Source organism: Chitinophaga terrae (ex Kim and Jung 2007) (assembly GCF_900107795.1).
In the GTDB taxonomy this organism is placed as follows: domain Bacteria; phylum Bacteroidota; class Bacteroidia; order Chitinophagales; family Chitinophagaceae; genus Chitinophaga; species Chitinophaga terrae.
Map to the genome: position 1 here is coordinate 71,762 of NZ_FNRL01000008.1, position 26,892 is coordinate 98,653.

General features: G+C 45.3%; 27 protein-coding genes. 18 read left to right on the forward strand and 9 right to left on the reverse strand.

Annotation, left to right across the window (positions count from 1 at the left end; translation table 11 throughout):
* Positions 1-45: 45 nt before the first annotated feature.
* From BLV62_RS10485 to BLV62_RS28295, 6 genes are all read left to right on the forward strand, one after another.
* The gene (locus tag BLV62_RS10485) at positions 46-423 is read left to right on the forward strand and encodes a hypothetical protein (protein WP_139170076.1); all 378 of its coding nucleotides are present in this window, start codon (positions 46-48) and stop codon (positions 421-423) included.
* A gap of 219 nt (positions 424-642) precedes the next feature.
* Positions 643-1,452, forward strand: coding sequence for an MbnP family protein (locus tag BLV62_RS10490; RefSeq protein ID WP_225889560.1), 810 nt, complete (start codon positions 643-645; stop codon positions 1,450-1,452).
* An 8-nt stretch (positions 1,453-1,460) separates the two neighbouring features.
* The gene (locus BLV62_RS10495) at positions 1,461-2,498 is read left to right on the forward strand and encodes a cytochrome-c peroxidase (protein ID WP_089761388.1); all 1,038 of its coding nucleotides are present in this window, start codon (positions 1,461-1,463) and stop codon (positions 2,496-2,498) included.
* Between the two features lie 6 nt (positions 2,499-2,504).
* Positions 2,505-3,428, forward strand: a complete 924-nt coding sequence (locus BLV62_RS10500; RefSeq protein WP_089761390.1) for a transporter — start codon at positions 2,505-2,507, stop codon at positions 3,426-3,428.
* A gap of 19 nt (positions 3,429-3,447) precedes the next feature.
* Positions 3,448-4,308, forward strand: a complete 861-nt coding sequence (locus BLV62_RS10505) for a helix-turn-helix domain-containing protein (protein ID WP_168927798.1) — start codon at positions 3,448-3,450, stop codon at positions 4,306-4,308.
* A 117-nt stretch (positions 4,309-4,425) separates the two neighbouring features.
* Positions 4,426-4,569 carry a hypothetical protein gene (locus BLV62_RS28295; protein ID WP_168927799.1) on the forward strand — a complete coding sequence of 48 codons (144 nt, stop codon included), beginning with the start codon at positions 4,426-4,428 and terminating at the stop codon, positions 4,567-4,569.
* Positions 4,570-4,646: 77 nt separating this feature from the next.
* Here the strand turns inward: BLV62_RS28295 and BLV62_RS10510 are convergent, their stop codons facing one another.
* A complete protein-coding gene (locus tag BLV62_RS10510; protein ID WP_089761394.1) occupies positions 4,647-5,162 on the reverse strand; it encodes a hypothetical protein in 516 nt (171 codons plus the stop codon).
* Between the two features lie 115 nt (positions 5,163-5,277).
* On the opposite strand from BLV62_RS10510, the gene BLV62_RS10515 reads away from it, so the two are divergent.
* The 4 genes from BLV62_RS10515 to BLV62_RS10530 all read left to right on the forward strand — a co-directional run bounded on the left by BLV62_RS10515 (position 5,278) and on the right by BLV62_RS10530 (position 12,694).
* Positions 5,278-6,042 (forward strand): AraC family ligand binding domain-containing protein, encoded by a 765-nt coding sequence (locus tag BLV62_RS10515; RefSeq protein WP_139170079.1) that lies wholly within the window; start codon positions 5,278-5,280, stop codon positions 6,040-6,042.
* 66 nt (positions 6,043-6,108) lie between these two features.
* Complete coding sequence (locus BLV62_RS10520; RefSeq protein WP_089761397.1) at positions 6,109-7,569, forward strand: S41 family peptidase; 1,461 nt, start codon at positions 6,109-6,111, stop codon at positions 7,567-7,569.
* A gap of 571 nt (positions 7,570-8,140) precedes the next feature.
* Positions 8,141-11,242, forward strand: a complete 3,102-nt coding sequence (locus BLV62_RS10525; RefSeq protein WP_168927800.1) for a SusC/RagA family TonB-linked outer membrane protein — start codon at positions 8,141-8,143, stop codon at positions 11,240-11,242.
* A gap of 12 nt (positions 11,243-11,254) precedes the next feature.
* A complete protein-coding gene (locus tag BLV62_RS10530; RefSeq protein WP_089761401.1) occupies positions 11,255-12,694 on the forward strand; it encodes a RagB/SusD family nutrient uptake outer membrane protein in 1,440 nt (479 codons plus the stop codon).
* Between the two features lie 77 nt (positions 12,695-12,771).
* Here the strand turns inward: BLV62_RS10530 and BLV62_RS10535 are convergent, their stop codons facing one another.
* From BLV62_RS10535 to BLV62_RS10555, 5 genes are all read right to left on the reverse strand, one after another.
* On the reverse strand, positions 12,772-14,571 hold the full coding sequence (locus tag BLV62_RS10535; protein ID WP_089761402.1) for a hypothetical protein: 1,800 nt from the start codon (positions 14,569-14,571) through the stop codon (positions 12,772-12,774).
* 174 nt (positions 14,572-14,745) lie between these two features.
* Positions 14,746-15,111, reverse strand: coding sequence for a rhodanese-like domain-containing protein (locus BLV62_RS10540; protein ID WP_089761404.1), 366 nt, complete (start codon positions 15,109-15,111; stop codon positions 14,746-14,748).
* Positions 15,108-15,410, reverse strand: a complete 303-nt coding sequence (locus BLV62_RS10545; protein WP_089761406.1) for a DUF3817 domain-containing protein — start codon at positions 15,408-15,410, stop codon at positions 15,108-15,110. The genes BLV62_RS10540 and BLV62_RS10545 overlap by 4 nt, the downstream gene beginning before the upstream one ends.
* 3 nt (positions 15,411-15,413) lie before the next feature.
* Positions 15,414-15,872 carry a hypothetical protein gene (locus BLV62_RS10550; protein WP_089761408.1) on the reverse strand — a complete coding sequence of 153 codons (459 nt, stop codon included), beginning with the start codon at positions 15,870-15,872 and terminating at the stop codon, positions 15,414-15,416.
* Between the two features lie 171 nt (positions 15,873-16,043).
* Complete coding sequence (locus tag BLV62_RS10555) at positions 16,044-16,634, reverse strand: TetR/AcrR family transcriptional regulator (RefSeq protein ID WP_089761410.1); 591 nt, start codon at positions 16,632-16,634, stop codon at positions 16,044-16,046.
* Between the two features lie 135 nt (positions 16,635-16,769).
* Here BLV62_RS10555 and BLV62_RS10560 point away from each other — a divergent pair, with 135 nt between their 5' ends.
* Entirely contained in the window at positions 16,770-18,290 is a 1,521-nt protein-coding gene (locus BLV62_RS10560) for a serine hydrolase domain-containing protein (RefSeq protein WP_089761412.1), read from the forward strand.
* A 25-nt stretch (positions 18,291-18,315) separates the two neighbouring features.
* Here BLV62_RS10560 and BLV62_RS10565 read toward each other — a convergent pair whose 3' ends face one another.
* Positions 18,316-18,918 (reverse strand): FMN-dependent NADH-azoreductase, encoded by a 603-nt coding sequence (locus tag BLV62_RS10565; RefSeq protein WP_089761413.1) that lies wholly within the window; start codon positions 18,916-18,918, stop codon positions 18,316-18,318.
* Between the two features lie 104 nt (positions 18,919-19,022).
* Here BLV62_RS10565 and BLV62_RS10570 point away from each other — a divergent pair, with 104 nt between their 5' ends.
* The 3 genes from BLV62_RS10570 (at position 19,023) to BLV62_RS10580 (ending at position 20,929) form a co-directional block, all read left to right on the forward strand.
* Entirely contained in the window at positions 19,023-19,406 is a 384-nt protein-coding gene (locus BLV62_RS10570; protein WP_089761415.1) for a winged helix-turn-helix transcriptional regulator, read from the forward strand.
* A gap of 178 nt (positions 19,407-19,584) precedes the next feature.
* Positions 19,585-19,851 (forward strand): hypothetical protein, encoded by a 267-nt coding sequence (locus BLV62_RS28090; RefSeq protein WP_139170082.1) that lies wholly within the window; start codon positions 19,585-19,587, stop codon positions 19,849-19,851.
* A gap of 349 nt (positions 19,852-20,200) precedes the next feature.
* Entirely contained in the window at positions 20,201-20,929 is a 729-nt protein-coding gene (locus BLV62_RS10580) for a hypothetical protein (RefSeq protein WP_089761418.1), read from the forward strand.
* Positions 20,930-21,216: 287 nt separating this feature from the next.
* Here the strand turns inward: BLV62_RS10580 and BLV62_RS10585 are convergent, their stop codons facing one another.
* Positions 21,217-21,597: a LytR/AlgR family response regulator transcription factor gene (locus BLV62_RS10585; protein ID WP_168927801.1), complete on the reverse strand. Its 381-nt coding sequence runs from the start codon at positions 21,595-21,597 to the stop codon at positions 21,217-21,219.
* 306 nt (positions 21,598-21,903) lie between these two features.
* Between BLV62_RS10585 and BLV62_RS10590 the strand changes: the two genes are divergently transcribed.
* The 4 genes from BLV62_RS10590 to BLV62_RS10605 all read left to right on the forward strand — a co-directional run bounded on the left by BLV62_RS10590 (position 21,904) and on the right by BLV62_RS10605 (position 26,246).
* Positions 21,904-23,100: a winged helix-turn-helix domain-containing protein gene (locus BLV62_RS10590; RefSeq protein ID WP_089761421.1), complete on the forward strand. Its 1,197-nt coding sequence runs from the start codon at positions 21,904-21,906 to the stop codon at positions 23,098-23,100.
* A gap of 217 nt (positions 23,101-23,317) precedes the next feature.
* The gene (locus BLV62_RS10595) at positions 23,318-24,106 is read left to right on the forward strand and encodes a DUF4382 domain-containing protein (RefSeq protein ID WP_089761423.1); all 789 of its coding nucleotides are present in this window, start codon (positions 23,318-23,320) and stop codon (positions 24,104-24,106) included.
* A gap of 93 nt (positions 24,107-24,199) precedes the next feature.
* Positions 24,200-25,573, forward strand: a complete 1,374-nt coding sequence (locus BLV62_RS10600; protein ID WP_089761424.1) for an aspartate kinase — start codon at positions 24,200-24,202, stop codon at positions 25,571-25,573.
* Between the two features lie 115 nt (positions 25,574-25,688).
* Complete coding sequence (locus BLV62_RS10605; protein WP_089761426.1) at positions 25,689-26,246, forward strand: hypothetical protein; 558 nt, start codon at positions 25,689-25,691, stop codon at positions 26,244-26,246.
* 29 nt (positions 26,247-26,275) lie between these two features.
* Here the strand turns inward: BLV62_RS10605 and BLV62_RS10610 are convergent, their stop codons facing one another.
* Positions 26,276-26,890, reverse strand: a complete 615-nt coding sequence (locus BLV62_RS10610) for a response regulator (RefSeq protein ID WP_089761427.1) — start codon at positions 26,888-26,890, stop codon at positions 26,276-26,278.
* Positions 26,891-26,892 lie beyond the last annotated feature (2 nt).

The window sequence follows — 26,892 nt, forward strand, 5'->3', positions numbered from 1 at the left end:
AGCATTTAAATTCTACCTTCGTGCAAATTTTATAAGCTGGTTAGCATGCAAAAACGACTCATAACAATGTTATTACTGGTAGTCTGGCTTTGCCAGCTATCGGGTCGTTATGTTGTGATGCTCGACTTCTTTATCAACCAGGATTATATCTCCAAAAACCTTTGTGTGAACAGGGATAAGCCCCAGTTGCATTGTAATGGTAAATGCCATCTTGCCAAAAAGCTGAAAGAAGAGGAACGCAAAGACCAGGAAAATCCGGAACGTAAACTTGAAAATAAATCCGAACTGTTTTGTGAGCGGATCGTTGTAAATACGCTGCTGCAGCCGGTTTTGTCATTGCCTGGTATACGGCATCAATACCCTCTGTCTATAGGCTGCCCGATTGATCAGCCTTCTTCTGTTTTTCACCCTCCTACTGTGTAAAAAGCTTCCATTTTAATCTTTTGTTGATACGTTGCACGTAAACGTGCAGATGTAGCGCTATTTACATGCCTTTCTGAAGAAAGGATATATCATCCGGTTTGCAATAAAAAATCTGCATGTACTGCAGGTAAGGGCGTCTTATTGCCCGAACTGCAGATATAACTTAAAAACCTGGCTCCTTCCTGTTGTCATTCAAACAGCAACATAATAATGAACATCATGAGATACTATATACAAATTTTCTTAGCGGCATTACTCGCAACCGGTTGTTCCAAAGATGAAAAAGTGAATCCGTCCGGCGATGATTCCGTGAAGTCGACCCTCTCCATCCAGTTCGATAATATTGCCGGGGAGCGCAACCTCCAGTTGGGCACCGGCGTATACACGAACGCGCTGGGAGAGCAGTTTAAGGTTGATCTGCTTAAATACTATATCACCAATATTAAAGTAAAGAATGTACAGGGAGTGGAATATACAGTGCCTAAAGACAGCAGTTATTTCCTTGTATCGGAGGCGGATGCCGCTTCGCAGTTTGTTAAAGTGCGGGTGCCGGAAGGGGAATATGCTTCCCTGACCTTTATCCTGGGAGTAGATAGTCTTAGCAGTGTAATGGATGTAAGTAAAAGAACAGGAGTGTTGGACCCATCGGGAGGGATGGATGAAGGAATGTACTGGGAATGGAATATGGGATATATCTTCTTTAAAATGGAAGGGACATCCGACCTGGCGCCGGCCGATCCCAGCGGCAGGCGTAAGTTCCGTTATCATATAGGCGGCTTTGGCGGTTACAGCGCCCCAACTATCAATAACATCAAATCCGTTACCATAGACCTCACGAAGGCGGGCGTGGCCAAAGTGAGGGCCGGCAGGGAAGCCAATGTACACCTGATGGTAGACATCTTAAAGATGTTCAACGGCGCTACCAATGTAAGCATCGCAAAATATCCTACTGTTATGTTCTCTGATTTCAGCACGAAGATAGCGGCCAACTATGCGCAGATGTTTTATCACGATCATACAGAAAACTAAAGCAGGATATGAAAAAAGTGAGCCTGTTGATCGCCTGCCTGCTTGTTTTCCTGTTGTGGTCATGTGGTAAAGATGAAAGACAGGAACCTGCTTTTGAGGGCTTTGTGCAGCCTGCCGGGTTTCCTGCGCCGGCATACAACATAGCCGGCAACCCGGTGACCAAAGCGGGTTTCGAGCTCGGGAGAAAGCTGTTCTACGAGCCAAGGCTTTCGCGGAACAACACTATTTCGTGCGGGTCTTGTCATTTGCAGACATCCGCATTCACGCATCACGGGCATGACATCAGCCATGGGATCGACGACCGGCTGGGCAGCCGTAATGCTCCGCCTATTATGAACCTGGCCTGGAGCCCCACGCTGATGTGGGATGGCGGCATCTTTGACCTCGATCTGCAACCTGTTGCGCCCATTACCAATTTCGTGGAGATGGATGAAAAAATGAGTAACGTATTGGAGAAGCTGAAGAATACAGCTCCCTATCCTGAACTGTTCAGAAAGGCCTTTGGCAACGAAGGGATTACTACCGCTACCATGATGAAAGCGATGTCGCAGTTTATGATCATGGTAGTGAGCAACGAATCAAAATACGACAGCGTAATGCGGGGCCAGGCCAGTTTCCTGGCCGACGAAAAGAAGGGTTATGAACTGTTTCTGCAACATTGCAATGCCTGTCATACAGCGCCGTTGTTCACAGATCATTCCTTCAGGAATAACGGGATAGGGATAGGGCCCAACAACGACCAGGGCAGGTATGCTATTACGCTGAACCCCGACGATATGTACAGGTTCAAGGTACCCAGCCTTCGCAACCTGGCATATACTGCGCCTTATATGCACGACGGCAGGTTTTATACACTCAATGGAGTATTGACGCACTATACTTCAGAAGTGCAGGATATGCCAACGTTGGATCCCCTGTTGAAAAGCAACGGGAAGAGAGGCATTGCGCTGACCGTTTCCGAGCAACAGGAGCTGCTGGCTTTCCTCAATACGTTGAATGATAAAAAGTTCATTACTGAAAAGAAGTTTTCACAGGAAGCACAATAAAGAAACATGAGAAAGATATTCCTTATTAGCATATTGCTGATTGCAGGGGCGTACGACCTGAGAGCCTGCGATATTTGCGGCTGCGGAGTGGGAAGCTATTACATTGGTATTCTTCCTGACTTCAAAAAAAGATTTGTGGGTTTGCGATACCAGTATAAAACCCTTACCTCTCACCTCGGCCCCGGCGGCTCACGTTCTTATCTGACCACCGCGGAAACCTACCAGACGGCCGAGTTATGGGGCGGATGGAATATCGGCAGGCGCTTCAGGGTGATCGGTTTTGTACCCCTGAATTTCAACAGCCGGGAAAACCAGGGCGTTTCCATGCACCGAAGCGGGGTGGGAGATATTGCGGCAGTTGGCTATTACCAGTTGCTGGACAAGCAGCAGACCGCAGGTAGTAAACTGCTGGTACAATCGCTCTGGCTGGGCGCCGGCATAAAGCTGCCTACCGGAAGGTACGAACCAGCGGAGCATAAAGAGAATGAAGACGCGCCCAATAACTTCCAGTTGGGAACCGCCAGCACAGATTTTACCCTGAACGCGATGTACGACGTCAGGTTGATGGACGTGGGATTAAACGCCAATGTGAGCTATAAGATCAACACCAATAACAGGTACGATTACCAGTATGGCAATAAATTCACGGCTAACCTCTTGGCGTATTACAAAATAAGGTTGAAAGAAAAACTAACCATTGCTCCAAATGCCGGTGTGCTTTATGAAACAGCAGCAAAAGACAGGGAAACAAAAAAGTATAAGGTAGATATTTCTGGCGGCTACTCGCTGATGGCTACCATTGGTATGGAAGCTACTATAGGAAATATTTCAGCAGGCGCTAATTTTCAGCCTGCCGTTTCCCAGCAGCTGGCGGATATGCGTATTAAAGCCGGGAACAGGGCAATGGTGCATGTTACCTACCTGTTCTGATAGTTGGTTAAACATAAGTATGAAAACAGAGGAAATAACTCTTTTGCCGATCACCGTATTTGAGGGGGCAAATGAATACTTCTGGATGGATGATCTGAAGCAGTTGCCGGAAAAATACCGTTTCCTGGAACTACCGAACAGGCGTAAGTTTTACATATTGCTGTTCGTAGAACGGGCACAGGGAGCGGCGATTGTTGACGGCGCTGTTATCCGGCTCGAACATCCAAAGGTTATTTGCATTAAACCAGGCAGTATATTCAGCCTGGAAAGCAATGGTGCTGCGGTTGGAAAGATAGTCTGCTTTACTGAAGATTTCTTTTCTATCCGCTATAACAACAATATGCTTTCCAGCTTTTCATTCCTGGGTAAAGAGTATGGCTGTGATATACGCCTGGATAACCTCAAAGCCGGGGAGTGGAAACTCCTGCTGGCGTGTATGCAGGACGAGTTCCGGGAACAGGGCAAAGGAGTGGAAAGTGTTTTGAGATCTTTCCTGAATATTCTCCTTTGCCGGTTAGACCGGGAATTCGATACCGGTTTCATGCCGGCAAAGAAAAATACCCAGGAAGAGAAAGTGAAACAGTTTAAATTGCTGCTGGAAGAACATTTTGTAACACAGAAAGCGCCTTCGTTCTATGCAGGGATGCTGAATGTAACAACCAATTACCTGAATAAGCTTTGCAGGAAGTACGAAGGTTTTTCGAGCGGGGAACTGGTAAGAAGAAGGGTTACCCTGGAAGCCCAGCGGATGCTGCATTATACAGTACTGCCGGTAGCGGATATCGCCCGGAAGCTGGAGTTTGAAAGCGTATCTTACTTTATTACCTTCTTTAAGAAGAATACCGGGGTGACACCCGAGAATTTCCGGAAAACGCGTTAGCAGACTATGTCTAAAATAAAAAATATAAGCACCATTCGCGTACAGGTACGAACAGGTAACGTAATTAAAGTAGTGCCTGCGCCCAAAGTGATTAAATTAAATTTAAACTGAATTGTTATGGAAACAACAGAAGTGATAAATAAAAATGCAAAGCAATTGAACAGGAGCCGGTTGATGGTAAAGATCATTCTCGCATTGGTGATATTACTGATGGCGATATTGCAGTATGATCACCTGTTGCAGTTGCTGAAATGGTTCTGAGGCCCGGAAAAATATGAAGAGCGGAGATGATGCAGTATTAGTCGCTGTATCATCTCCGCATGTTCCCGGGACCAGGATTATTTTTTTATATCCTGATATGGCTGGATGTTTTTCAGGTAGTTGATACTGTCTTGCATGAAAAGAAGTGCTCTCCAGTATCTTTTTCCGCCCTGGGCATCTTTGATCCTTCTTCCGAGTTCTAATACATCATGGGTCTTCGGATCAACATAATAGAGAAATAGAAAATCCGGGGGCAGGTTATAGTCTTCAAATTCGCCCAGCAGTTGAAAATTCCCTATTTTTTGCGGAAGCGCTGCCAGCTCTTCTTTCGTTATATCTGTGATATGAAGGCTGTCAGGAACCTTTAACCTGCTGAAGATGATCAGTTGCTGTGCAGGCTGATATTCTATCGTGATCGGTTTAAAGGAATATACTTCACCCCAGCCGGTTTTGGCATCGTAAAAGACGTCATGCGGTATGGTGACTTTAAATCCTTGTTGTCGTACCTGGCTGCTGGAAGAATAGTTTGATATTGTTACCAGGGCTAAAGCGGAAATTAATATAGGTATTTGGGTTTTTATAAAACTTCTCATTCGGGTTTAAAGTACTTTTATCCAGTTAATACGCAGCAATTTATAATCTTTGAACCTCCTGTACAAATTGCCTTATATACTCGATAAATTAGAAGTATTTCACTACCTTCATCCTATGCAAAACGACCTTTCATACATCTCCGTTCAAAACCAGCGCCAGGGCTTTCCAAAACATTTCCATGAAACGTTTTGTATCTCCCTGATCAGGAAAGGCGTTGAAAATATTGAACTGGAAGACAGGTCCGTTTACACCGAAGCGGGAAGCATTTCCATTACCAATCCCTGTGAACTGCATGCCAACCCGATGGTAGACAAGGATGCCGTGGTGAACTTTGATACCATCTATATTTCCAATGACCTGGTAAAATACCTGCTGAAGGGAGAAGCCGGCTTGTTCGATAACCGGCAGGTGCGGGATATGCAGCTGAATAACCTCTTTGCAGCATTGATCCGGCAACTGAGATCGGAGACTTTAACGAACGATGACGCGATCCTCAGGTCATTCCTGCAACAATTGTATCATCATAGCAGGAAGGCGGATACCTTGCAATATGCCGCTTTCAGGGAAGGACAGTTTTCTGAGATCATCGGTTACATAGAGCAACACCTGGACGATAAAATAGAACTGGAAGCGCTGGCAAAAATTGCTATGCTTAATAAGTACGGGTTTGTTAAGAAATTTAAGGCGGTTACAGGATTGACGCCTATGAACTATGTGCTGATGAGAAAGGTTTTTGCCGCCAAGGAACAGATCACCCGGACTACAGATCTCACGGGACTCGCCTATAATTACCAGTTTGCTGATCTGCCTCACTTCTCTCATACCTTTAAAAAGTATGTAGGCGTTTCGCCTAACGACTTTAAAAAACAGCAGCGATAAAATACCAATATTATACAAGCCGGGTACCGGCAGGTCGTTTACCTTTGGCCGGTAAATAACAGTTAAATGAAGGTGTTTCCCGGCGTGCTACTGGCGTTGCTGTTTCCCGGTTATATTGCTGCCGCCCAACAATTGAGTAAATCTTCCCTCCTGGAGGATTTCAGCGTTTTTCAATCCGTTTTTGAACAGGCCAATGCGGGATTATATAAATATCACTCCAAACAGGAGGTGGATAGCGCTTTTGCGGCGGGCAGGCTGCAGATCAATGATCAGACAGGATACAGGGACTTTTACAATATTGTGTGGAAGATAGTTGATTTTACAGGAAGCTGTCATAACCAGCTGGATTACCCGGATGCGGTGGATAGCGTGTTAAACAGGAAGAAGATATTTTTCCCATTGCCATTAAGGTATTTAAGCGGGAAACTTTATACCGGTATGGCTTTGGGAAATATCCCTTTAGGGAAAGAAATTGTTTCAGTAAACGGAGTAGCGGCGCCTGAATTTGCGAAAGCGGTATCGAGGTATGTAAGCACCGACGGGCATAATGAAACCGGAAAATATGCCTTCCTGAAAACCAACTGGACGCCTGCTTATATTTACAGGGCATATGGAGAACAGGATTCTTTCCTGGTGGTGATCAAAGATAACGGGCTGCTTCGGAACGAAACGCTTGCTGCCGTAGCCTACAAGGAATATATTAAAAACTACAGGCAACGTTTCATTACAGAACAGGAAAAGAAAGGAAAAGAAGATTACATGTTCCGGTACCTGGACGATATAAAAACAGGAGTGCTGACTATAAACACCTTTGCGGTAGGCGGGCCTGAAAGTGAAGGGCATAAGCAATATGCAAAGTTCCTTGATTCGGTTTTTACCGTACTTCAAGAGCAAAATGTTCCTGATCTTATAGTAGATGTACGGGAGAATGGGGGAGGCAATGATCCAAACGACCTGTTATTATATTCTTACCTGACCAGGCGCAGGTTCAGGGAAAACACGGTTGCCTTTACCCTTTTTAACACCGTGCCATTGAAGGAGTATTATGTAGAAGAAGAGGAAGATGAAATAAAGGACCTGGAGAAGACATTGAAGGAAGAGAATAATATTGAGAGGAACGGTAAGTATTACCTGAACAAGCGTTTCAATAAAAAATGGCGCCCGAACCAAAAGGCGTTCAAAGGGCAGGTCTATTTATTGGTTAGTCCGTTCGTCGCATCCGCGGGCTCGTTGTTTGCAAGCATGGTAAAAAGTGATAAACGCCCGGTAGTAATCGGGCAGGAAACGCTGGGCGGCTATTACGGCCATACCGGCCATACGCCTGTTACCTATCGTTTGCCTCATACAGGGCTTTTACTTACGTTTTCTATTGTGGATCTCAGGCAGGATGTAAGGAAGTTGCGGGATGAAAAATGGGGTGATGGAATAATGCCTGACTATCCTGTAGAGCCAACAATTGAAGATGTGTTGAACGGAATTGACAGGGAGATGGAGTTGGCGAAGGAATTGATCAGGAAGAAGAAATAGCCTGTTGTTAAAGATAAAAATAAAGCCATAAGGCTTGCTGTTAACCCTGGTAATAGTCATGTGCCCTAATCATTGTTTCGGCGGGCGCCGCCCTAATTTGTACACAAAAAAGCTCGCTTTCCTTAATAGCCTAAATCCTGTTTTTGTATACATTTATCTACCTGGTCTATAGACATTTTCCTTACTGGTCCAATATTAATATTGAAAATCAATATATTATATTATTTATCGAGTGCTAAAAATAATTTTAAAGAAAAGTTTTAGTGTTTACATAAAATAGATATATTTGTTTACATAATAGCAAAACCAAAATCAGCGTAATTCCATCGGACTAACTGAAAAACTATAAGGGCATCCGTACATTTTTTAAATGCTGCTTTTTGAAAAGCCGGTTGTAAAACGGGCAGGGAATTTATTGGGGTAACTTTTTGAATCACATATAAATAAGTGCCTATGGCTTAAAATTGAACAATTCAAGCGCTTTCGCAGTGCCTTTTATTAATGCCCATTAATGGGCGTTTATGCCATCAATCAAAATCAATATTTCTTCATCTTCTATTGTACTAAACGTATGGATTACAGAATTCATATTGAGAATGGCCTTCGCATTTCCAGACTTGCGAAAATGGCCGCAGTATGCTCGGTAATGGCCGGCGCCCTCGCCCTGCCAACCGCCATTGCCCGCGCAGGTGTCATGTATTCCGGATCGCCGCTCTCCTATACCGTAATGAGCGTAAGCGGCATTGTAAAAGACGCAGCAGGTAATCCAATGCCTGGCGTAGTAGTAGCCGTTGCCGGCACTACGCAAGCTGTTATAACAGATGAACAGGGACGTTATCATTTCAACCAGGTACCGGATGGCGCTAAACTGGTATTTAAAATGATAGGGTATGAAACGCTTGAACGGCCTGCCGACAAAAACGTGATCAACGTTACCTTGAAGCAGGATGTAAAAACACTGAACGAAGTAGTGGTGAAAGATGGCTACCGCGTCACCACAGTAGCCGCCAGTACCAGCTCTATCAGCACCGTTGGCGGACGCGTATTGGAAAACAAGCCATACGCGAACTTCGCGCAAACATTACAGGGGCAGGTAGCTGGTCTTACAGCGCCTTTAACCAGCGGCCAACCCGGCGCCAATGTGGATATCCGTATCCGCGGCCTGGGTTCTTTATCCCTCTCTTCCAGCCCGCTCATCGTCATAGACGGCATGATCGTAAACTCGGGGCAGTTAGGCTATAACACCACTACTGCCAATGCGCTTTCAGGATTGAACCAGAATGACATTGAAAGCATTGATGTACTGAAAGATGCCGCTGCTACTGCGTTATACGGTTCCAGGGGAAGCGCCGGCGTAATTATTATCACTACCAAACGTGGTAAAGCCGGCAGAACCCAGGTACGGGTCGATGCGGAAACCGGCGTTTCCAGCCAGCTCCCGCCTCCTGATGCAGGCAAACCCCTCAACGGCGCCCAGTACGCGGAACTGTTGCGCGAAGGTTTGCTGAACGGCGGTTCCACTCCTGCGCAGGTAGATGCGATCGCCGAATCTTATGGTATTAACAGCGGGAAATCCAACGACTGGTACGACCTTATCACCCGTACCGGCACTCAACAACAATACAATGTGAGCTTCAACGGCGGTACAGATAAAACAAAGATCTTCGGATCTGCCGGTTATTTCAACCAGGAAGCCACTACCATCGGCGCTGATCTGAAAAGGTTCTCCGGCCTTTTTAACTTCGATCACCAGTTGAATAAACGCATGGTGCTCAGCGCAGGGATCAATGTGTCGAATGTGGGGCAAAATACGCCCGCCAGCACACAATACTCTTCCAACCCAACCTGGGCTGCCCGCGCATTGCGTCCTTTCCAGCTGGCATATAACGACGACGGTACCATCAACAACAAAACAAAAGGCGACACCAATTTCCCCGGTATCTATAATCCTTTATGGATAGCGGCAAACGATAAAAAGTACCTTTCAGAAACACGTGTACTCGGTAACGTGAAACTGAAGTGGAACATATGGGATAAACTGAACTATACTTCCTACTTCAGCGCCGACTACAACACCCTGGAAGAAACTTCCTTCTTCAATGCAATAATGGGAGAATACGCCGGATTGAACGGACGAAGCAAAAACTACTATGTAAGATATTTCAACTGGCTATCCCGTAACCAACTCGATTACCGTTATGATATTGCGGGCGTCGACAACTTTTACGTGAACGCTGCTGTCGGTTACGAAGCGCAACGCTCCAAGGAATACCTGCTGGCTGCAGATGGGGGCGGATTCCCAGCGGCTCATGAAAGCCTGACGGCATTGACCAATGCCGCCAACCCGCTTGGCACCTATGGCCAATACAGCAATTATTCTTTCGTAACAGTATATGGATTGGCGGATGTAAACTACCGCAACAAATTTGCCATCAATACTTCTGTACGCCGTGACGGTTCTTCCCGTTTTGCATCCAATAACAAATACGCCAACTTCTTCTCTGTTGGCGGCACCTGGAACGTGCACGAAGAAGCCTTCTTCCGGAAACAACATATTATGTCGTTCCTGAAACTCCGTTCTTCTTATGGTACTACCGGCAACGCCAACCTGAGCAACTATGCATGGGTGCCACAGGCCAGCTACGGCGCCGCTTACGGCTATGCAGGATTGAACGGGCAACAGTACAACGCTATCGGGAACATTGATCTGCGCTGGGAAACAGCCAAAAAGTTTGACGCCGGTATCGATATCGGTTTTGCCGAAGATCGTTTTATGCTGACAGTAGATTATTACCGCAATAATATAGATGGCTTGATCCGCTCTATCCCTACTTCCTATACCACCGGTTTTTCTGCTGTAAGCCAGAACATCGGCGCAATGGTGAATAAAGGCTGGGAGTTTACAGTGAAAGGGGATGTAGTGAGGTATAAAGATTTTAACTGGTATACCAACTTTAACCTGGCGATGAACCGCAACGCCATCACGAAGCTGCCAGACAATACGCCTGTTCAGAACGGGCAATTCTACCTGAAAGAAGGGTATAGCTTTAACACTTATTACATGAAGGAGTACGCAGGTGTAGATCCTGAAAACGGTGATCCGTTATACTATGTGGATGGAACGCATGCTTCCAAAACAAATAAGTATGCGGATGCACAATTTGTAGTATTGGATCGTCAATCCCTTCCTAAATATACTGGCGGCTTTAACAACACCTTCTCCTACAAAGGCATCAGCCTCTCTGTAGACTTTACCTATAACCTGGGCTACTGGGTTTACAGCGCTTCCGACGTGTATTTCACCAACGGTTCCAACTATATCTACAACAAGTATAAATACATCTATGATAATCGTTGGACCACGCCGGGGCAGCAAACTTATGTACCTAAATACACAACGAAATCTGATAACTCTGTCAGCACTTACCGCCTGTACAAAGGAGATCATATACGGTTGAAGAATATCACAGTAGGGTACGACTTCAAGAACATAGGGCTGGTTCGCCAACTGGGCATTAATAAACTTTACCTGTATGGACGCGCCACAAACCTGCATACCTGGACCTACGATAACCGTCTGCCATTTGATCCGGAAGTCAACTATTCCGGTTACGATAACCAGGGTATGCTGCAATTCAGGACATATACTGTAGGTCTTAATGTTGGATTCTAAAAACTGCGACTCATGAAAAGAACAAAAGCATATATATCCGGTCTGCTGCTGGCGGCTGCAATGGCCACATCATGCGGTAAAGATTTTCTGAATGAAGAACCTTCTGTAGGGGTTTCTGTACAAAGCGCCATACTTACGGAAAGCAACATGGCAGAAGCATTGGCAGGAACTTACCGGATACTCGACAACTATTTCCTCTTTGGCCGTAATGCGCTGGTATGGGGCGATCTGCTGGCAGATAATACCTATATGAGCGTTTCCAACTCCGGCCGTCTTCTGATGTGGAATAACTACACCTGGGTTGGCAACAATGCCGAGAACCTGCAGATGTGGTCGCAGAGCTATTACGCCATCCTGCAGGCCAACCGCATCCTGGCTTCCACTTTGCCTGAAACTGCCAACGTAAATCAACTGAAAGGAGAAGCTTACGCCTTGCGGGCTTTATTATACCTGAACCTGGTGAACTTCTATGCCAAACCTGCAACGGTATATCCTGATGCCGACGGCGTTCCTGTAGTTACTGTGCCTACCAACATCGGCGGCGCACTGATCAAACCTGCAAGGTCGAAGGTTTCGGCGGTTTACGACCAGATCATTTCCGACCTGGATAAGGCATTCGCCATCATGCCTGAAACAACTACTGCTATTCATGCGGCTAATACCAATTTTATTTCCAGGTATGCGGTAAAAGCTATCCAGGCAAGGGCGTATCTCTACCGCGGCGACTATGCAAAAGCTAAAGATGCCGCCCTGCTGGTTGTTGAAAAAGGAGGATATTCGCTTGCTGCCAACCAGGCTGCGTTTAATACTTATTGGGGATCGAATGCCGCCCGTACAGATAAACTGGAAACCATCTTTGAACTGAACAACTCCGCTTCCGCCAATAACGGTGTTGAAGGTATCGACTGGTTGTATTCCCGCGCCAACCTGGGAGATGTTCTTGTAACGGATGATACCTATGCGCTTTATTCAGCCACCGATATGCGCCGCGACCTGATTGTGCAGGCAGACAGGGGCGCCAACAACGTGAACTATATCAACAAGTACCAGAACACTTCCAATGCAGATCGTGATGAGATCAAGTTGCTGAGATATGCAGAAGTATTGCTGACATTGGCCGAATCATACTACCGGTTAAATGATGAAGGGAATGCAAGACTGTATCTCAATATGGTAGCACAAAAAAGAGATCCTTCCCTGGCGGCTTATAACCAGACAGGTACTGCGTTGCTGAATATCATCCTTACAGAACGGCGGAAGGAATTAGCGTTTGAAGGATTGAGGTTCTTCGACCTGAAAAGGTTAAATGTGGATTTTACCCGCCAGAACATGGGGGCCAAAGCATATTCGTTCTATGAAACTGTGAAAGTGACGGACGACCGCCGCCAGCTTCCGATCCCTGAACTGGAAATCGCGGCTAATCCAAGTGTGACGCCTAACCCGGGGTATTAATATTTTTATTTTTTTTGTCTTACTATGCCAATTCCTCCCTGTTTTGCAGGGAGGAATTGGTTTTTTATGAAGAACTGTTAATAATGGCCCAACCTTACGTTATTCGCAATAAACCTGTAAGCCCTGGAACCTATAACATCCGGATGGTTCTCATCCATTCCCTTGCTGATCAGTAATGTTACCCAGTCCTGTACGATCTCAGCCTGTTGCTCAGGATTGTAATCAGTGAACGGTATATGATCAGGCAGGCTTTGGTCGTAATGATACTGGCCGCCTTCCAGGAACTGTTTCACCTGTATCCAGGATGTTTTGTTGGAGTAGGTAAGATGGCCCCAGGCATGGCATTGAGCCACATGGGTCATTTCGTGCATGAACAGCGCCGCGCTGGACAATGGGTTCTGGTAAAGATTCTTACCCATGTTCATAATGATCCGTCCATCTGCATCGGGGAATACGAATTTTGCGCCGCCCATACCTGAAGAGTCGCTGATCTTGATAATGTCTTTTGGCGGCAGTTTTCCTTTGAATACATGATTGTTGGCGTAGTCATATTCTGCCTGGGTAATATCCCGGGTGTTAGATCCCAGGTCGGCCAGCGTACCGGCAATTACCGCGTACATAATGCCTTCCGGTCCGCGAAGCCATAACATGCCGTTAATGACCCTGGCTCCGGGTATAAGACTGCCGGTAGAGAAGAGGGAAATTAATTCTGTTCCTACAACCAGTACAGGCATGAAAGGTCCCAGTATGGTACCAACATTCATGTTGATGATAAATTTTATCAATCCTTCTGCATAACTCTGTATGGTGCCTTTATATTGTGTGGCCGTCTGGAGAATGGCGTTGTCTTTGAAGTCGTCGAAGTATGCTGCAACAGCAGGATATTGATGTTCTTCCTCGTAGGTTTTATACTTTGTTCCGAAATAGCTGCCGGCAACGGAACCTGATTTCTGGTAGGCCAGTTTCATAGTATGACCGCCTATGATAGCGCTGATTCCGAACTTATAATCCTGTATGCCACTTTTCCTGGCGGTAGTTACAAACTTCACACGGCCATCCCTGTGCATGGTGATAACGATGTTGGCGCTGAAACCTCCGCCAAAGATATCGCCATCGTATGGCACTTCCCTGGTGAAACGGATGGTATCATTATCCAGGTATTCCAGTTCCTGGGTTTTGGTGCTCCAGAGCAGGTGTCCATCTGCCCTGAAGAGACATAGATTGCCTCCATCCTGCAGTTCCAGGTATGCGCCGGGGTTGCCGGCAGTATTGGAAGCCCATTTAGGGTTGGCGTAGTTATCGTAGATCACGAAGTTGCCGTCCTGCTGCATTTTTGCAAAGCGGCATCCCTTGTTGTAAGTGTTAGGACTCCAAAGAACACGGCGGTCGTTGGAGTAAAGTACCAGGTTGCCGTCTGCCTGGAAAGTGAGGTTATACCTGCCTCTTGGCGATACCAGTTGTGTTTCGTGGCCCAGCCCCTGTTCGGCGTACAGGCGGTTGCCGCCTCCCTGGTTATAGGAAGGAAGAGGTTTCAACAGGTCGGTAGCGGTATCCCACAGCCATTGCCCCTGGTTATTGTATACTACGCCGTTGCCATCATCCTGGAGGATGAAGTAGGCGCCGGGATTTCCCCAGGTGCCGGAATCCCAGTAGGGATGTCCTCCTTCGTTATACACTACCAGGTTGCCGTCTTCCTGCATCACGATATGTGTTGCATCCGTGCCATCGGAAGAGCTGCCCCAGGGCGAGCGGCCATCAAAAAGATATAATACGGCGTTGCCGTCGTGCTGCATGATAAAAGAAGCCCTTCCGTCGTTGGAATAGAGGCTTTGACCGCGGTACAATGCCTGACCGGGTACTAAAACATTACTTGACATGTGTTATTTATTTTGGGATTAAAAGCATGCTGGCAGCTGCTACAGTTTAGCTGCCAGTGTCATTTTGCAGGGTTATTGCAAACAACATCGCAAAAATAAGTAGCTGTTTAGTTTTATCGCTACGGAAAAAATTTAAGAGGGAAAACACGTAGATTTCTAAGTAGTACTACTAAGTTATTTTTTATGGTTGCTGAGGTATGCCTGGAAATCGCTCCATGCTCCGCCATTATAGACTTTTTTAAACCCTCTTTCTTTTAACAGCTTTTCTGCCTTTACGCTACGTAGGCCGTGGGAACAAACGGTTATATAGGTTTTGGAAGTATCCAGTTCAACATACCGCTGGCGGATCTCACCCAATGAAATGTTGACCGCCCCTTCTATATGCCCCGTCTTGAATTCGGATGCTGTTCTTACATCCAGTATGATCGCTCCTTCTGTTACCAGTTTGTCGAGTCCTTTGTCTAAAGTATAGAACCTGTAAACCCGGTACCCGATATATACCAGGAGCAGCAGGCCGGCAATGATCATCCATCTTTTCATATCTTACTCAATATTTTTTTATCTATATAAAAAGTACCAAAAGGAATAAAGCAGGCAAGGATCACTTTCCAGGTAGTGTCTTTAAACTTCCATTTATACTCTACACCCACGCTGATGGTATTGAATATGAAAAGAAGGAATAACAGGCCGTGAATGGGGCCCATTAATTTTGTCAGACCCGGTAAACCGGATGCATACTTCAAAGGCACTGCAATGAATAAAAGTATAAGAAGCGAAATACCTTCCAGGTAGCTGATGATGCGCAGTCGCCCGATGGGCGTGGTAAATAACGATTTCATAAATTATCTGAAATAAGGTCTGTTAGCAAAAGGTGAAAACGGCCACGGTATGGCCAGGAAGATGATAAGTAAAGCAATGGCATACCAGGTAAGCATGGTCTTAAACCGTTCCCGGCCGGTCGCTTTTCGTTTAGCCATAGCCGAACCGATGGTAATAACGATAATGGCGGTGAACATCAACAGGCTATGTATCAACCCAAAAAACAACAGGTCGAACGTTTCTTTTGCGGTGCTGAAGTTCTTCCAGAAATACTTGATGACCGGGCTTTGCGAATAGAGCGCCATGCCTGCCAGGAGCTGGATATGCGCTATGGTAGCCGTCCAGTGCCTTATTGCATTATCGCTTTTGGTAAAAACGGCATTCCTGAAATAACCTTTACCTGCCCTGTAGATGGCGATAAGCAAACTTATTAATACCAGCCAGCGAAGAGTAGAATGAAGAAAAGTTAGCGACTGGTACATGTTACAAAACGTTTTTTGTTATTTCCTCTGCCGGCCATAAAAAGCAAAATATCTCCCGCAGCGCCCGGGGCGCCGGTTGGCGTAAAATGCATATCCATCTCTGTGAATTTTTTGTCGCGGTAAAGGTATAGAAAAAAACATACTAACTAGTATGTTTTTTGTCAAAAAAATTTATCGCAATGTTTCCAGGTAGTTTTTCAATTGTTTCAGGTAAACCTGGTAAACAGATTTGCTGTTCTTGAGTTTGCCCAGGTTCCGGATACCCCAGTAGCCCGACATGATGAAAACCGCCACCTGTTCGCCGTCGGTCTTAGCGTTTACCATACCGTTCTTCTTCCCCGTTTCCACGGCTTTGATGATCGCCTGTTTCCACTGTTCTGAAAGGTTATTCAGGGCTTTGGTGAACGCCTTATTCCAGGGGGCCATTTCCTGTGTGAAGTTGGAAGCAGGGCATCCGTATTCTACTTTCAGGAAATCATTTTTCATCAGGAGCTCATACATCATATCGTACAGGGCTTTCGTGGTATTTTTTTCTTTTTCCAGCGGCTGAATGAAAGTAGCGTCGAAAGAGGGTTTCAGCAGCTCGTCGATAATGGCGAGCCCCATTTCATCCTTGTTTTTGAAATGGTAATAGAAAGCGCCTTTTGTAACCTGGGTAGTAGCCAGTATCTCATCTATGCTCGTGGTTTGGTAACCTTTAACATAGATCAGTTCAAATGCTTTTTGTAAGATGTTGAGTCTTGTAGCCTCTGCCTTTTTCATAAAAATGATACCGCTTGATCCTGCAAAGAAACGAAAAAAGCGACATTTCGTCACAGGATCGATACTGTTCATCCCAGGGGTGATCGCTGGCCGTTGAAATGTTATAGTATTGGCGCCTCAACTAATTGGAAGATTATGCGATCAGCTATTATCCTGGTTACCTGCCTGGGCTTTATTGGCGCTGCGGCGCAGGACCGGGAGCTTGCCTTTAAAAAGTATTTTGATACCCTTGCAACTCACCAGCTGTACGACGGCAATATTGCGCTGGCGGAGAACGGGCATAAGGTATATTCTTTTTCCGGTGGCTATGCCAATTACGCCACAGCGCAAAGAAATACAGGGCAATCGCGTTTCAACCTGGCTTCCATTTCCAAAATATTTACTTCCACTGCTATCTTGCAGTTAAGAGATAAAGGGAAATTAAAGCTGGATGATGAAGTGAAGAAACACCTGCCTGGTTTCCCTTTTTCGGGCGTTACTTTGTATCACCTGCTTACGCATACTTCCGGCTTGCCGAACCTGGAGTTGTATGAAGAGGTAGTGAAACAATATCCTGATTCTGTTATCACCAACGATGCCATACTTCCTTTGCTCAACCAGTGGAAGAAAGGGCTTTATTTCAAGCCGGGAGATGAATTCCGTTATTGCAATACCAATTACAACCTGCTGGCTATGATTGTGGAAAAAGTGTCGGGGATTGATTTGCCCCGTTATATGGAGAAAAATATTTTCAGACCGGCGGGTATGCGTAACAGTTACATTGCTGCAGTTGGCGGGCCTGCCGATAGTTTGAGAGTTGTGCAGCAGGTAAGGCCAACTTTTTATGATACCGCTTATTTGCAGGCTGATAAATTAAAACGTTACAGGTATACAGAATACAATAACAGCGGCAGCCTGGGTTCATCAAACCTTATTACAACAGTGGATGATATGTTGAGGTTCGACAACGCTTTCTTCAGCGGCAAACTGCTTACACTTTCCTCTGTGGAAGAAGCGATCAGGCCGGTGAAACTGAATAATGGCAAAGAATACCAGGAACACATGGATACCATGCGGGGAGATGGAGCAGGGCAGTATGGATTAGGATGGGAAATATTCGACATGCCCGGCTATGGAAAAGGAGTAGGGCACGGCGGCTATAAGTTTGGATTGGCTACCTTCTATTATCATAACCTCCGTAGCAAACAGGTAATTGTTGCTTATACCAATGGTACCAGTACATTTGGGGATAATGTAACCTCCTGTTTGTATATGCTGAACGGGCAGGCCGCTATTCCTGTATCAATAAAACAATCGGCCGTCCGGGCCTACGCGAAGGCGCTGATGACAGAAGGGGCGGATCATGCCGCCTGCATGCTGCATATCTATATGGGTGATACTACTCACTATTATTTCAGCAGCAGGGAATTGAATTTCCTGGGGTACGATTTCCTTTACCAGTCTAATGCTCCGGAGCATAAACAGTGGTCTTTGGAAACTTTTAAACTGAACACTTTTATTGAGCCGGCAAACTTCAATACTTACGACAGCTACGGTGAAGCGCTGCTGGAAGCAGGCCGCAAGGCTGACGCGATAAGGATGTACCGGAAGTCGCTGGACTTAAACCCAACCAGTGAAGATGGAATAAAAGCGATGAAAAAAATGGGGATCATGTAAAGCTGCATTTAATGCACCTTTACATTCAAACCGCGATGCTCTTGAAACCGGTTTCCAGCGCTGCTTCGGGTCCAAACAGCGACTGTCCTTCGGCCCTGAACACGCCGGCTACCCTGATGCCTATCACAGAAAGAAAAGATCGTACATACGGTTCTGCGAAATCGTAGCCTTTCAATTCGCCTTCCGAATAAACGCCTCCTGAACTGGTTGCGATATAGGCTTCCTTGTTGTTCAGCAACCCTTCAGGCAGCAGTCCCTGTCCTCTTGGCTTAAATGTTATCCCTGCCCTGGTAATGTGGTCGAAATACGCCTTCAGGTTAGAGGTGATGGTGAAATTGTACATAGGCGCTTCTATCACCAGGGTATCAGCGTCCAGCAATTCTTTCACCGCTTCTTCGGAGTACCTGATAGTTTCCACCTGTTCGGCAGTCCTGTTCTCTGCAGGCGTGTAAAAGGAAATAATGTGAGATTCGTCGAGATGCGGCAACGGGTTTTTACCCAGGTCCCGTACGGTAACAATACTGCCCGGATGTTTCTCTTTTAATCTCTCTACAATAGCATTTCCTAATTTCCGGCTGGCCGAGCTGGCCGTTCTTGGACTTGAAATAATGTGCAATATTCTTTTCATGGTTTGCTGTTTGATGACTCAAAATTAGGTACATTCGCTAATAAAAGGTTAGTAGTAAACTAAAGGTTAGTGCTAACCTTTAGGTAATTAATCAGCATAGACACATGGAAAAACATGAAGTAAAAGCGGCGAAATGTGCGGCTCAACTGTCGGCAGTGGAAGATGCCATATATGTGCTCGGCGGCAAGTGGAAGCTCCGCATCCTTATTGCCTTGTTAACAGGTTATCATCGTTTTAACGAATTGCAGCGGACCATTAAAGGAATTTCCGCAAGGGTATTATCAGCAGAACTGAAATCCCTGGAGTTGAACGGCCTGGTGAAAAGAGTTGTAAAGGCAGACCAGACGCCGGTTGTGGTAGAATACCTGCCAACAGAATACACTAGGTCGCTGAAGCAGATAATTACGGTATTGGGCGATTGGGGATTAAAGCATAAAAAGCGGATCACAGGGAAGGGAGTAAAGATTATGGAGAAGGAGGTTGAATAAAAACGGTTTGCAAGCTAACAGCCTGCAAACCGTCTAAAGTGAGCTAAATTTTCAACTGGCGGAATTGATTTCAGGCCAGCATTATTTCAGTAAAGTTTCCAGTTTTGCCTGTAACTCCTCTCCCCGCAGGTTTCTTCCGACTATTACACCTTTGGGATCAACAAGGAAATTGGATGGAATGGCTTTAATCCCATATAGCTTTGCTGCTTCCGCATTGAATCCTTCCTATATTGGTCCGTTGACTTATCTCTATCATCTCAAGCAGTTTCTTACCCAGGTTGGAGTTTTGCTGATGTTTGGGAAAGCGTTGAAACTTTGCCAAAGCGGTATCAGGATTGAAATTATATGCCATTTCAATTTCGTAGAAAGCCCGCAGGGAAATATACGAATCAGGATGGCGGGCAATGAACAACCGATGGTAGCATTCATTAAAAATCTTTTATAATAACCTTACGGGAAAGGTAAACATTTTCTAAGAAAAGCTAATTAATTTAGGTAATGTAATAGTATACTATATCCAACAGTCTTTTTATCAATTGAAGTATTGTTTGTATTACTGTATGGTTTAGTGAATTTATCTAGGTGTTATTTCTTCTTTAACTTTTACTTTAAAGTTATATCTTAAGGTTTGTAACCTATAGATCGAACTAATAATAGAATTTGTTAGCTGCGCCATAGTTTGACCCTTTAGTTTTCCTTATAATTATTAAGAATCTTATAAATCAATCTCGAATATTCAGGCCCAATTCGCGGCTATTTTTGGGAAGGTATTCAACCAAACAAAATAATAGATTATGAAAACAACTTCCAAATTGCTAATCTTATGTTTGATCTTATTCGGCTGCAAAAAAAATGATAATGTGAAACCCGATGTAGAGGATTTATCAGAGTTAGAATACAAGGCTAAATTAGAAACATTATTGCACACTAACATTCCGGAAAAACCTACTCGAAATATAGATTCGTCGGACTTTAAGACGTTTAAGGAAGCTTATTGTTTTTTCAATTTTCTTCTAAATAGCACAGTTGTTAATAAGGATTCAATCAGAGATGTTCATCATTCCAACCCGCCATTGAATGCGCGTACTGAGTCTGTTGATTTTACGGATTATAATCAAGGTGAATTTATTTTTCTAATGACTGGAATTCAGGCAACCGAAAATATCATGATGTTACTTCCCGTGACAGCAAACGTAGTTTTTACCTTGCGAGTAGTCGTTACTCGCGAGGTCGGAAGTACGACACAAGTACTTGCAGGGCAGTACTTGTCAAATCAGGAGGTTGTTTATTCTGGACCAGGAACCGTTGTTTCAAAAAGTGTGATAATTGTGCCAGATCCGACGCTGGGTAACACAAGAGGTTCTGGCGTAATTGGCGGTAATATTCAACTCGACGTAACCGCTGCAGGTATCCCGCTTAGCGCCTATATCATACTTGATGGACGGTACATATTTGATATTCCGCCATATTTATCAACTGGAAAACTATATTTGTATAAATGGTTGACGCTGTACACAAGCTGACGAGACGTCCGCTCATCTAAAGTTAATTTTCGGAAATTTTGCTTCTACATGCAAGTATTTGAAACTTGTTTGAAAATTTTGCAGTGGGAAATAGAAAAAAATCGATCACTTAGATTGGTTACTATCAAAAAAACTGTGTGAACGAGTTCGCATTATTGACCGATTCGCATTGGAAAAGTATAGAAAAATAGGCGCCTAAAACTTCTGAATAGTCAGGATATATTCACTGTAAACATAGCTTAAATTTTCAGGAAAGTATATCAGGGCAGAGAAAATTGGTAAAGCGCTCACCCGTTCAGCAAATTACCCTGCACCCAGGCCAGCAACGCATCTTTATAGCTGGGTCCTGCCACCGCTTTCAGCCCGTGCGTCAGGATAACAAGATCGCCTTCCATGCTTACTATATGCCGGGTGGCGATAATGCTTGATCTATGCACCCTCAGGAAAGAGCGGGATGGCAATACGGCTTCAATATCTTTCATATTCATCAGCGTTATTGTTTTTTCAGCGCCATGATAAATATGAATATAGTTTTTAGCGCCTTCTACCAGGATAATATCATCCGTGTTGATCTTCACAACTCCGCCCCGGATACCTGATTTTACAAAAAAGTGGTCGGTGGCCGGAAGGGCAGGAGGCGCCTGCAGTTTTTGAATTAGGGAGTACAATTGCAACGCTGTCTTGCCCGGAGGGAGCCAGTTGCTGGTAGCCTTTTGCTTTTAGAACCTTCCAATCTGCATCTGCAGAGTAAATGGAGTTTTTTTGCGCAATATTGTACAGGCTATCCAGCAGGGAGATCTGTGCCTGTGAAGAGGTAAAGCAAAACATACAAAAAAAGGGCAGGCAGATTTTTTTCATATCAACATTTTTTGCGTAAACCTAGCGGATGCCGGGGTTAATAATTTGTTTTTTACACGAAAAAGGCCTGAAGAAGGACGAAAAATAATTCTATACTTTTAACTTATTTTAGTAAAATGGAAGCCATTAATCTTACAAAGCAGCAGGCGCGGAAGGTCATCCTTGAGGCAGCGGGACTCGCCCGCAAAGCGCAGTTCGGGAAAGGAATAGCGGCGGTTTACCAGGTGATCGACCATTTAGGGTTCGTGCAACTGGATACAAATTATGTAGTAGAACGCGCACATCATCATGTGATGGCGGCGCGGATTCCTGATTACCAGCTTGCCTGGTTAACTGAGTTGTGCGACGATGGCCAGGTCTATGAATATTTTACTTCGGACGCCGGTTTTCTTCCGATGAAGGATTTCCGGTTTTCCTTACCTGTTAAGGAGGCTTTTAAAGCGCAATATGAATCGGCTTCCCAGGCTGAAACCAGGCTAAGGAAGCAGATCATGGACCGTGTAGAACGCGACGGGGCAGTGAAGGTAGGAGATTTTGAAAACGACCGGGTAGATGCCAGCACCGGGTGGTGGGATTGGCGGCCTGCAAAGATAGCGTTGGAAAGATTGTATCTTGAAGGAGAGCTGTTGATCAGTCGCACTAAAAATTTCCAGAAGGTATATGATCTGCCATTGAACCTGGTACCCGGCGATACAGATCAGACCATGCCTACGCCAGAAGAATACGCCCGTTTTGTTATTCGCCGTACCCTTGGAGCGCTTGGCATTTCCGGTGCCAGGGAGATAGCCTGGCGCGCCCGGCGTGTAAAAGGCAATCTTGTTAAGCAGGAGTTGGAGAAAATGGTGAAGGCGGGGCAGTTGAAACTGGTTAGTGTGGAAGGGGTCAAAGGCCCGTTATATATGTTGCCGGATCAGAAAACCAACATCAAACTATCCAACGATGTTTTCATCCTTTCGCCATTCGATATCCTGAATGTTTTCAGGCACCGGCTAAAAGATTTTTTCAATTTTGATTACCAGATAGAATGTTTTGTGCCTGCGCCCAAACGCAAGTATGGGTATTTTTCGTTGCCCGTACTGGCAGGGGATACTTTTATAGCGAGGATGGATGCGAAGGCCGACCGTAAGCAAAAAGTGCTGATCGTTCATAATCTCCATTTTGAGGATGTTAAGCTTGATGCCAGTGTTATTGAGAAGTTGGTGCAATCTTTAAAGGCATTTGCACGGTTTAACCAGTGCAGGGAAATTGTTTTTACGAAATCTAACCATAAAGCCTATCTGAAAGCGATTTCGAAAGGGTTGGCTGGCCTGTAGGCATCGATTATATTTGGGCCGTCGCCAGTTAGGTTTGTAAGTTTTGTTTACTAAATTTTAGTTATGAATAAGCCTTCCAATTAAGTTTCACTACTTATATGCTTTTAATTTAATATTAAATGCCATGTTAACCGGTTTTTTATGTATTGTTTATTGAGATAATATAATTTGACACATGTCTTGTTAAATTTGTGTTAAAATAACTAACTGAAGCACAATGAAAAACCAAATCATGGCTGGTCTTGCAGCATTATCCACAACTGTTATACTGTTTAGTGCCTGCACCAAGAACGATGACAGCACTTCCGGCACTTCCAAATTCAGCGTTTACCTGACCGATGCTCCTGCACATTACGACAAAGTGTATATCGACATCCAGGATGTAATGGTAAACAGCACTACCGACGCTGACAATGGTTGGCAGTCGCTCCATCTGCTGCGGCCAGGTGTTTACAACCTGCTTGATTTCCGCAATGGGGTCGACACATTGCTTGCTTCCTATGATATTCCCGCAGGAAAAATTTCACAGATCCGCCTGGTGCTTGGCCCCAACAACAGCGTAGTAGTAGATGGCGCTACTTATCCTCTGGAAACGCCATCTGCGCAGCAATCCGGTTTAAAACTGAATGTACAGGCCAATCTTACCGCCGGTATCGACTACCGCCTCTGGCTGGATTTCGATGCTAACCGTTCGATCGTTACTACCGGTAATGGCAAGTATATCCTGAAACCGGTGATCCGCAGTTATACCCAGGCTACAAGCGGTTCTATTAAAGGTATCATCCTGCCTCCTTTATCTTCCAAAGGGGTATTTGTAATTCAGAACACCGACACTGTTGCTGCCGCCATTCCTGACGCTACCGGCGCATTCCTGGTAGCCGGACTGAATGCAGGCGCTTACAATGTTGCTGTTGCCGGCAACGGTATCCTGAAAGATACTTTGCTTACTAATGTGAATGTGACCGTGGGCCAGGTTTCGACTATCGGAACTGTAACGCTCCACTAAGTGAAAATCATTGAAAGGGAAAGGCAGCTTCTTTTGAGGCTGCCTTTTTTGCGCTCTATTGTATCACAATCGTAAATTATATAGCTTCGCAGCATGCTAACAGTTGAAAAAATCGGCGGCACTTCCATGAGTGCGTTAAAAGACGTAATTGAGAATATTATTTATTATGGCCGTTCAGGCGATGGCTTATACAACCGGGTTTTCGTTGTTTCTGCCTTTTCCGGCGTTACGAACCTGTTGCTGGAGAACAAGAAAACAAAAGCCCCTGGCGCTTATCACCAGTTTGCAACAGGAAATGACTACCATAAAGCGCTGGAATCTGTCAGGCTTCATCTTAAACAACTGAACGCTTCCTATGAGCCGCTCGGGCTGGATGTAGCCTATGCCGATGAAGCTACTGATGCTATTATCGGCCGGGTGCTCACCTATCTGGATAGCGCCAACACAATGCTGGCCTCGGGGTATCTCAATGAAGGCATCCTGCTGGCAGTGCGGGAGATCCTGGCTTCGGTAGGTGAAAGCCATTCGGCACTTGTACTGACGAACATCCTGCGCAACAAGGCGCTTAATGTAGCACTGGCAGACCTGAGCGGGTTGGATGACGGGCGCTCACTGACGATCGACGAACGTATTAAAGACATATTTTCAGCCATCGATCTTAAAACCTGCCTGTGCATCGCTACCGGGTATGTAAAAGGAACGGAGGGCATCATGAGAGAATTTGACCGGGGTTATTCTGAGGTTACTTTCAGCAGGATATCAGAACTGCTTCAACCTGAAGAGGCTATTATACACAAGGAATATCATTTATCGACTGCCGATCCTGCGTTGGTAGGAGTGGAGAATGTAAAGCCTGTTGGGTATACCAACTACGATATCGCTGATCAACTGGCCGATGTGGGAATGGAAGCGATCCATCCTAAAGCTGCAAAACCGCTGGAGATAGCGGGTATCAATCTCCGTATCAAGAATACCTTTGAACCGGAACATCCGGGAACGCTGATCACTAAAAACTATGTTTCCGAACAGAAAAGAGTAGAGGTTATTACCGGTTCGGATCAGCAACTGCTCATTGATATCTATGATCCGTTGATGGTAGGCGCAGTAGGAAGCGATCTCGATATTATGCAGGTATTTGCCCGTTATGGTATCAGCTATACATTTAAGGCAACCAGCGCCAACAGCATCAGTATTGTTATCTGGGAAAGCGATTTGAATCCGCAGTTATTGAGCGACCTGAAAGAAAAATACGAACACGTAACAGTTGAGCCTATTGCAATGGTTTGCCTGCTGGGCTCTAACATGGACCAACCGGGGTTGTTAGCCAGGGCTACAGCCGCGCTGGCGCAGGCAGATATTAACATCTTAAGTTTTGGAGTGGCTTTGAGAAAAGTCAATTTCCAGTTTGTGATTGCAAGAGAGCATTTTAAGGCGGCTATTGTTGCACTGAACAAAGCAGTGGGGTAACAATATTATTATTGAGAAGAAGCAAGTCTTAACTGGCTTGCTTCGCTTTTGAACGATCTGCGGTTTATCAGAAAAAGTAAATAAGCTGTTTTCAGATGACGAATATCAATTGTCTATGCCGGCAGAAAAGAAGAAGAAAGTTAGTTTGAAAGAAATCCTGAAAGGGATCTGGTTCGTCGTGGTCGCACTCTTTTTTATACTGCTGCATGTGTTGCAATGGTTGTTCTGCGAATCTACCCTTCTACCCCTGGTATGGCCCTTACTGTTGTTTTTACTCGCCGGTATACCGCTTGCCTGGTGGGCAGCCCGCAAATGCCGCACCTGGCTCACCCGCCTGTTTGACGGTATCGACTCCCGCGTCTTACATATTGGAACTATGCTGCTCCTGGTATCATGGATACCGCCTGCACTGCTGCTTTCTACAAACTACCTGTTTGCAGGTAAAACAGTTGTAAAAGAAACATTACCGGTAATATCGCGGGGCGACAGCTATAGCCGGTACAGGAAATATTACTGGGTGAAAATCAAAAAGGATGGCGCTACCCGGAAGTTGACATTGAATAATGGGATGGCCGTTGAGGATGTTGACAGTGTAGAGATTGAGATCAGAAGGGGAGGCCTGGGGTTTGATTATTTTGAGCATCCGAGGTTTGTTTTGCGTGCAGGGAGATAGTGGGGGATGTTTCCCATACCTTGGTGCCCTTACAGGATACCACTTTTGCTTGCCTTACTGATCAACGCTGCGGTATTTTTTGCGCCAAACTTTTCCAGGAGGCTTTTGCGATGGGTGTTCACAGTGGGGATGCTGATGAAGAGTTTTTCCCCGATCTCGGCGTTGGTAAGCCCTTCGGCTATCAGTTGCAATATTTCCTTTTCACGGCGGGTGATCAGGGGAGCTTTATCGATTGGATCTTTCATTGAAAGCGCAGCATCAAAGCTCAAAAAACTTTTTCCCTTCATGACCGTACCTATCGCGTCCAGTAACTCCTCTTTTGTCGCATTTTTTAATATATAGCCGGAAGCGCCATTGTCTATCATATTTTGAATAACAGGCCGCTGGTTGAATGTGCTTAACCCAAGCACAAAAACAGAAGGGAAAAGCTGCCTAACCTCTTTGCAGAGCTCTATGCCGCTCAGGTCAGGCAGGTTCACATCCATCAGTATGATGTCTGGTAGCTGTTGTTTTAAAAAAGCATGGCAGGATGCCACGTTCATGGCATGCCCCAGCCACTCGATATCCTTTTCATTTTGCAATAAGGAACGAATGCCCTCTATCACCATGTAATGATCATCCACTATAAATACTCCTGTTTTCATGC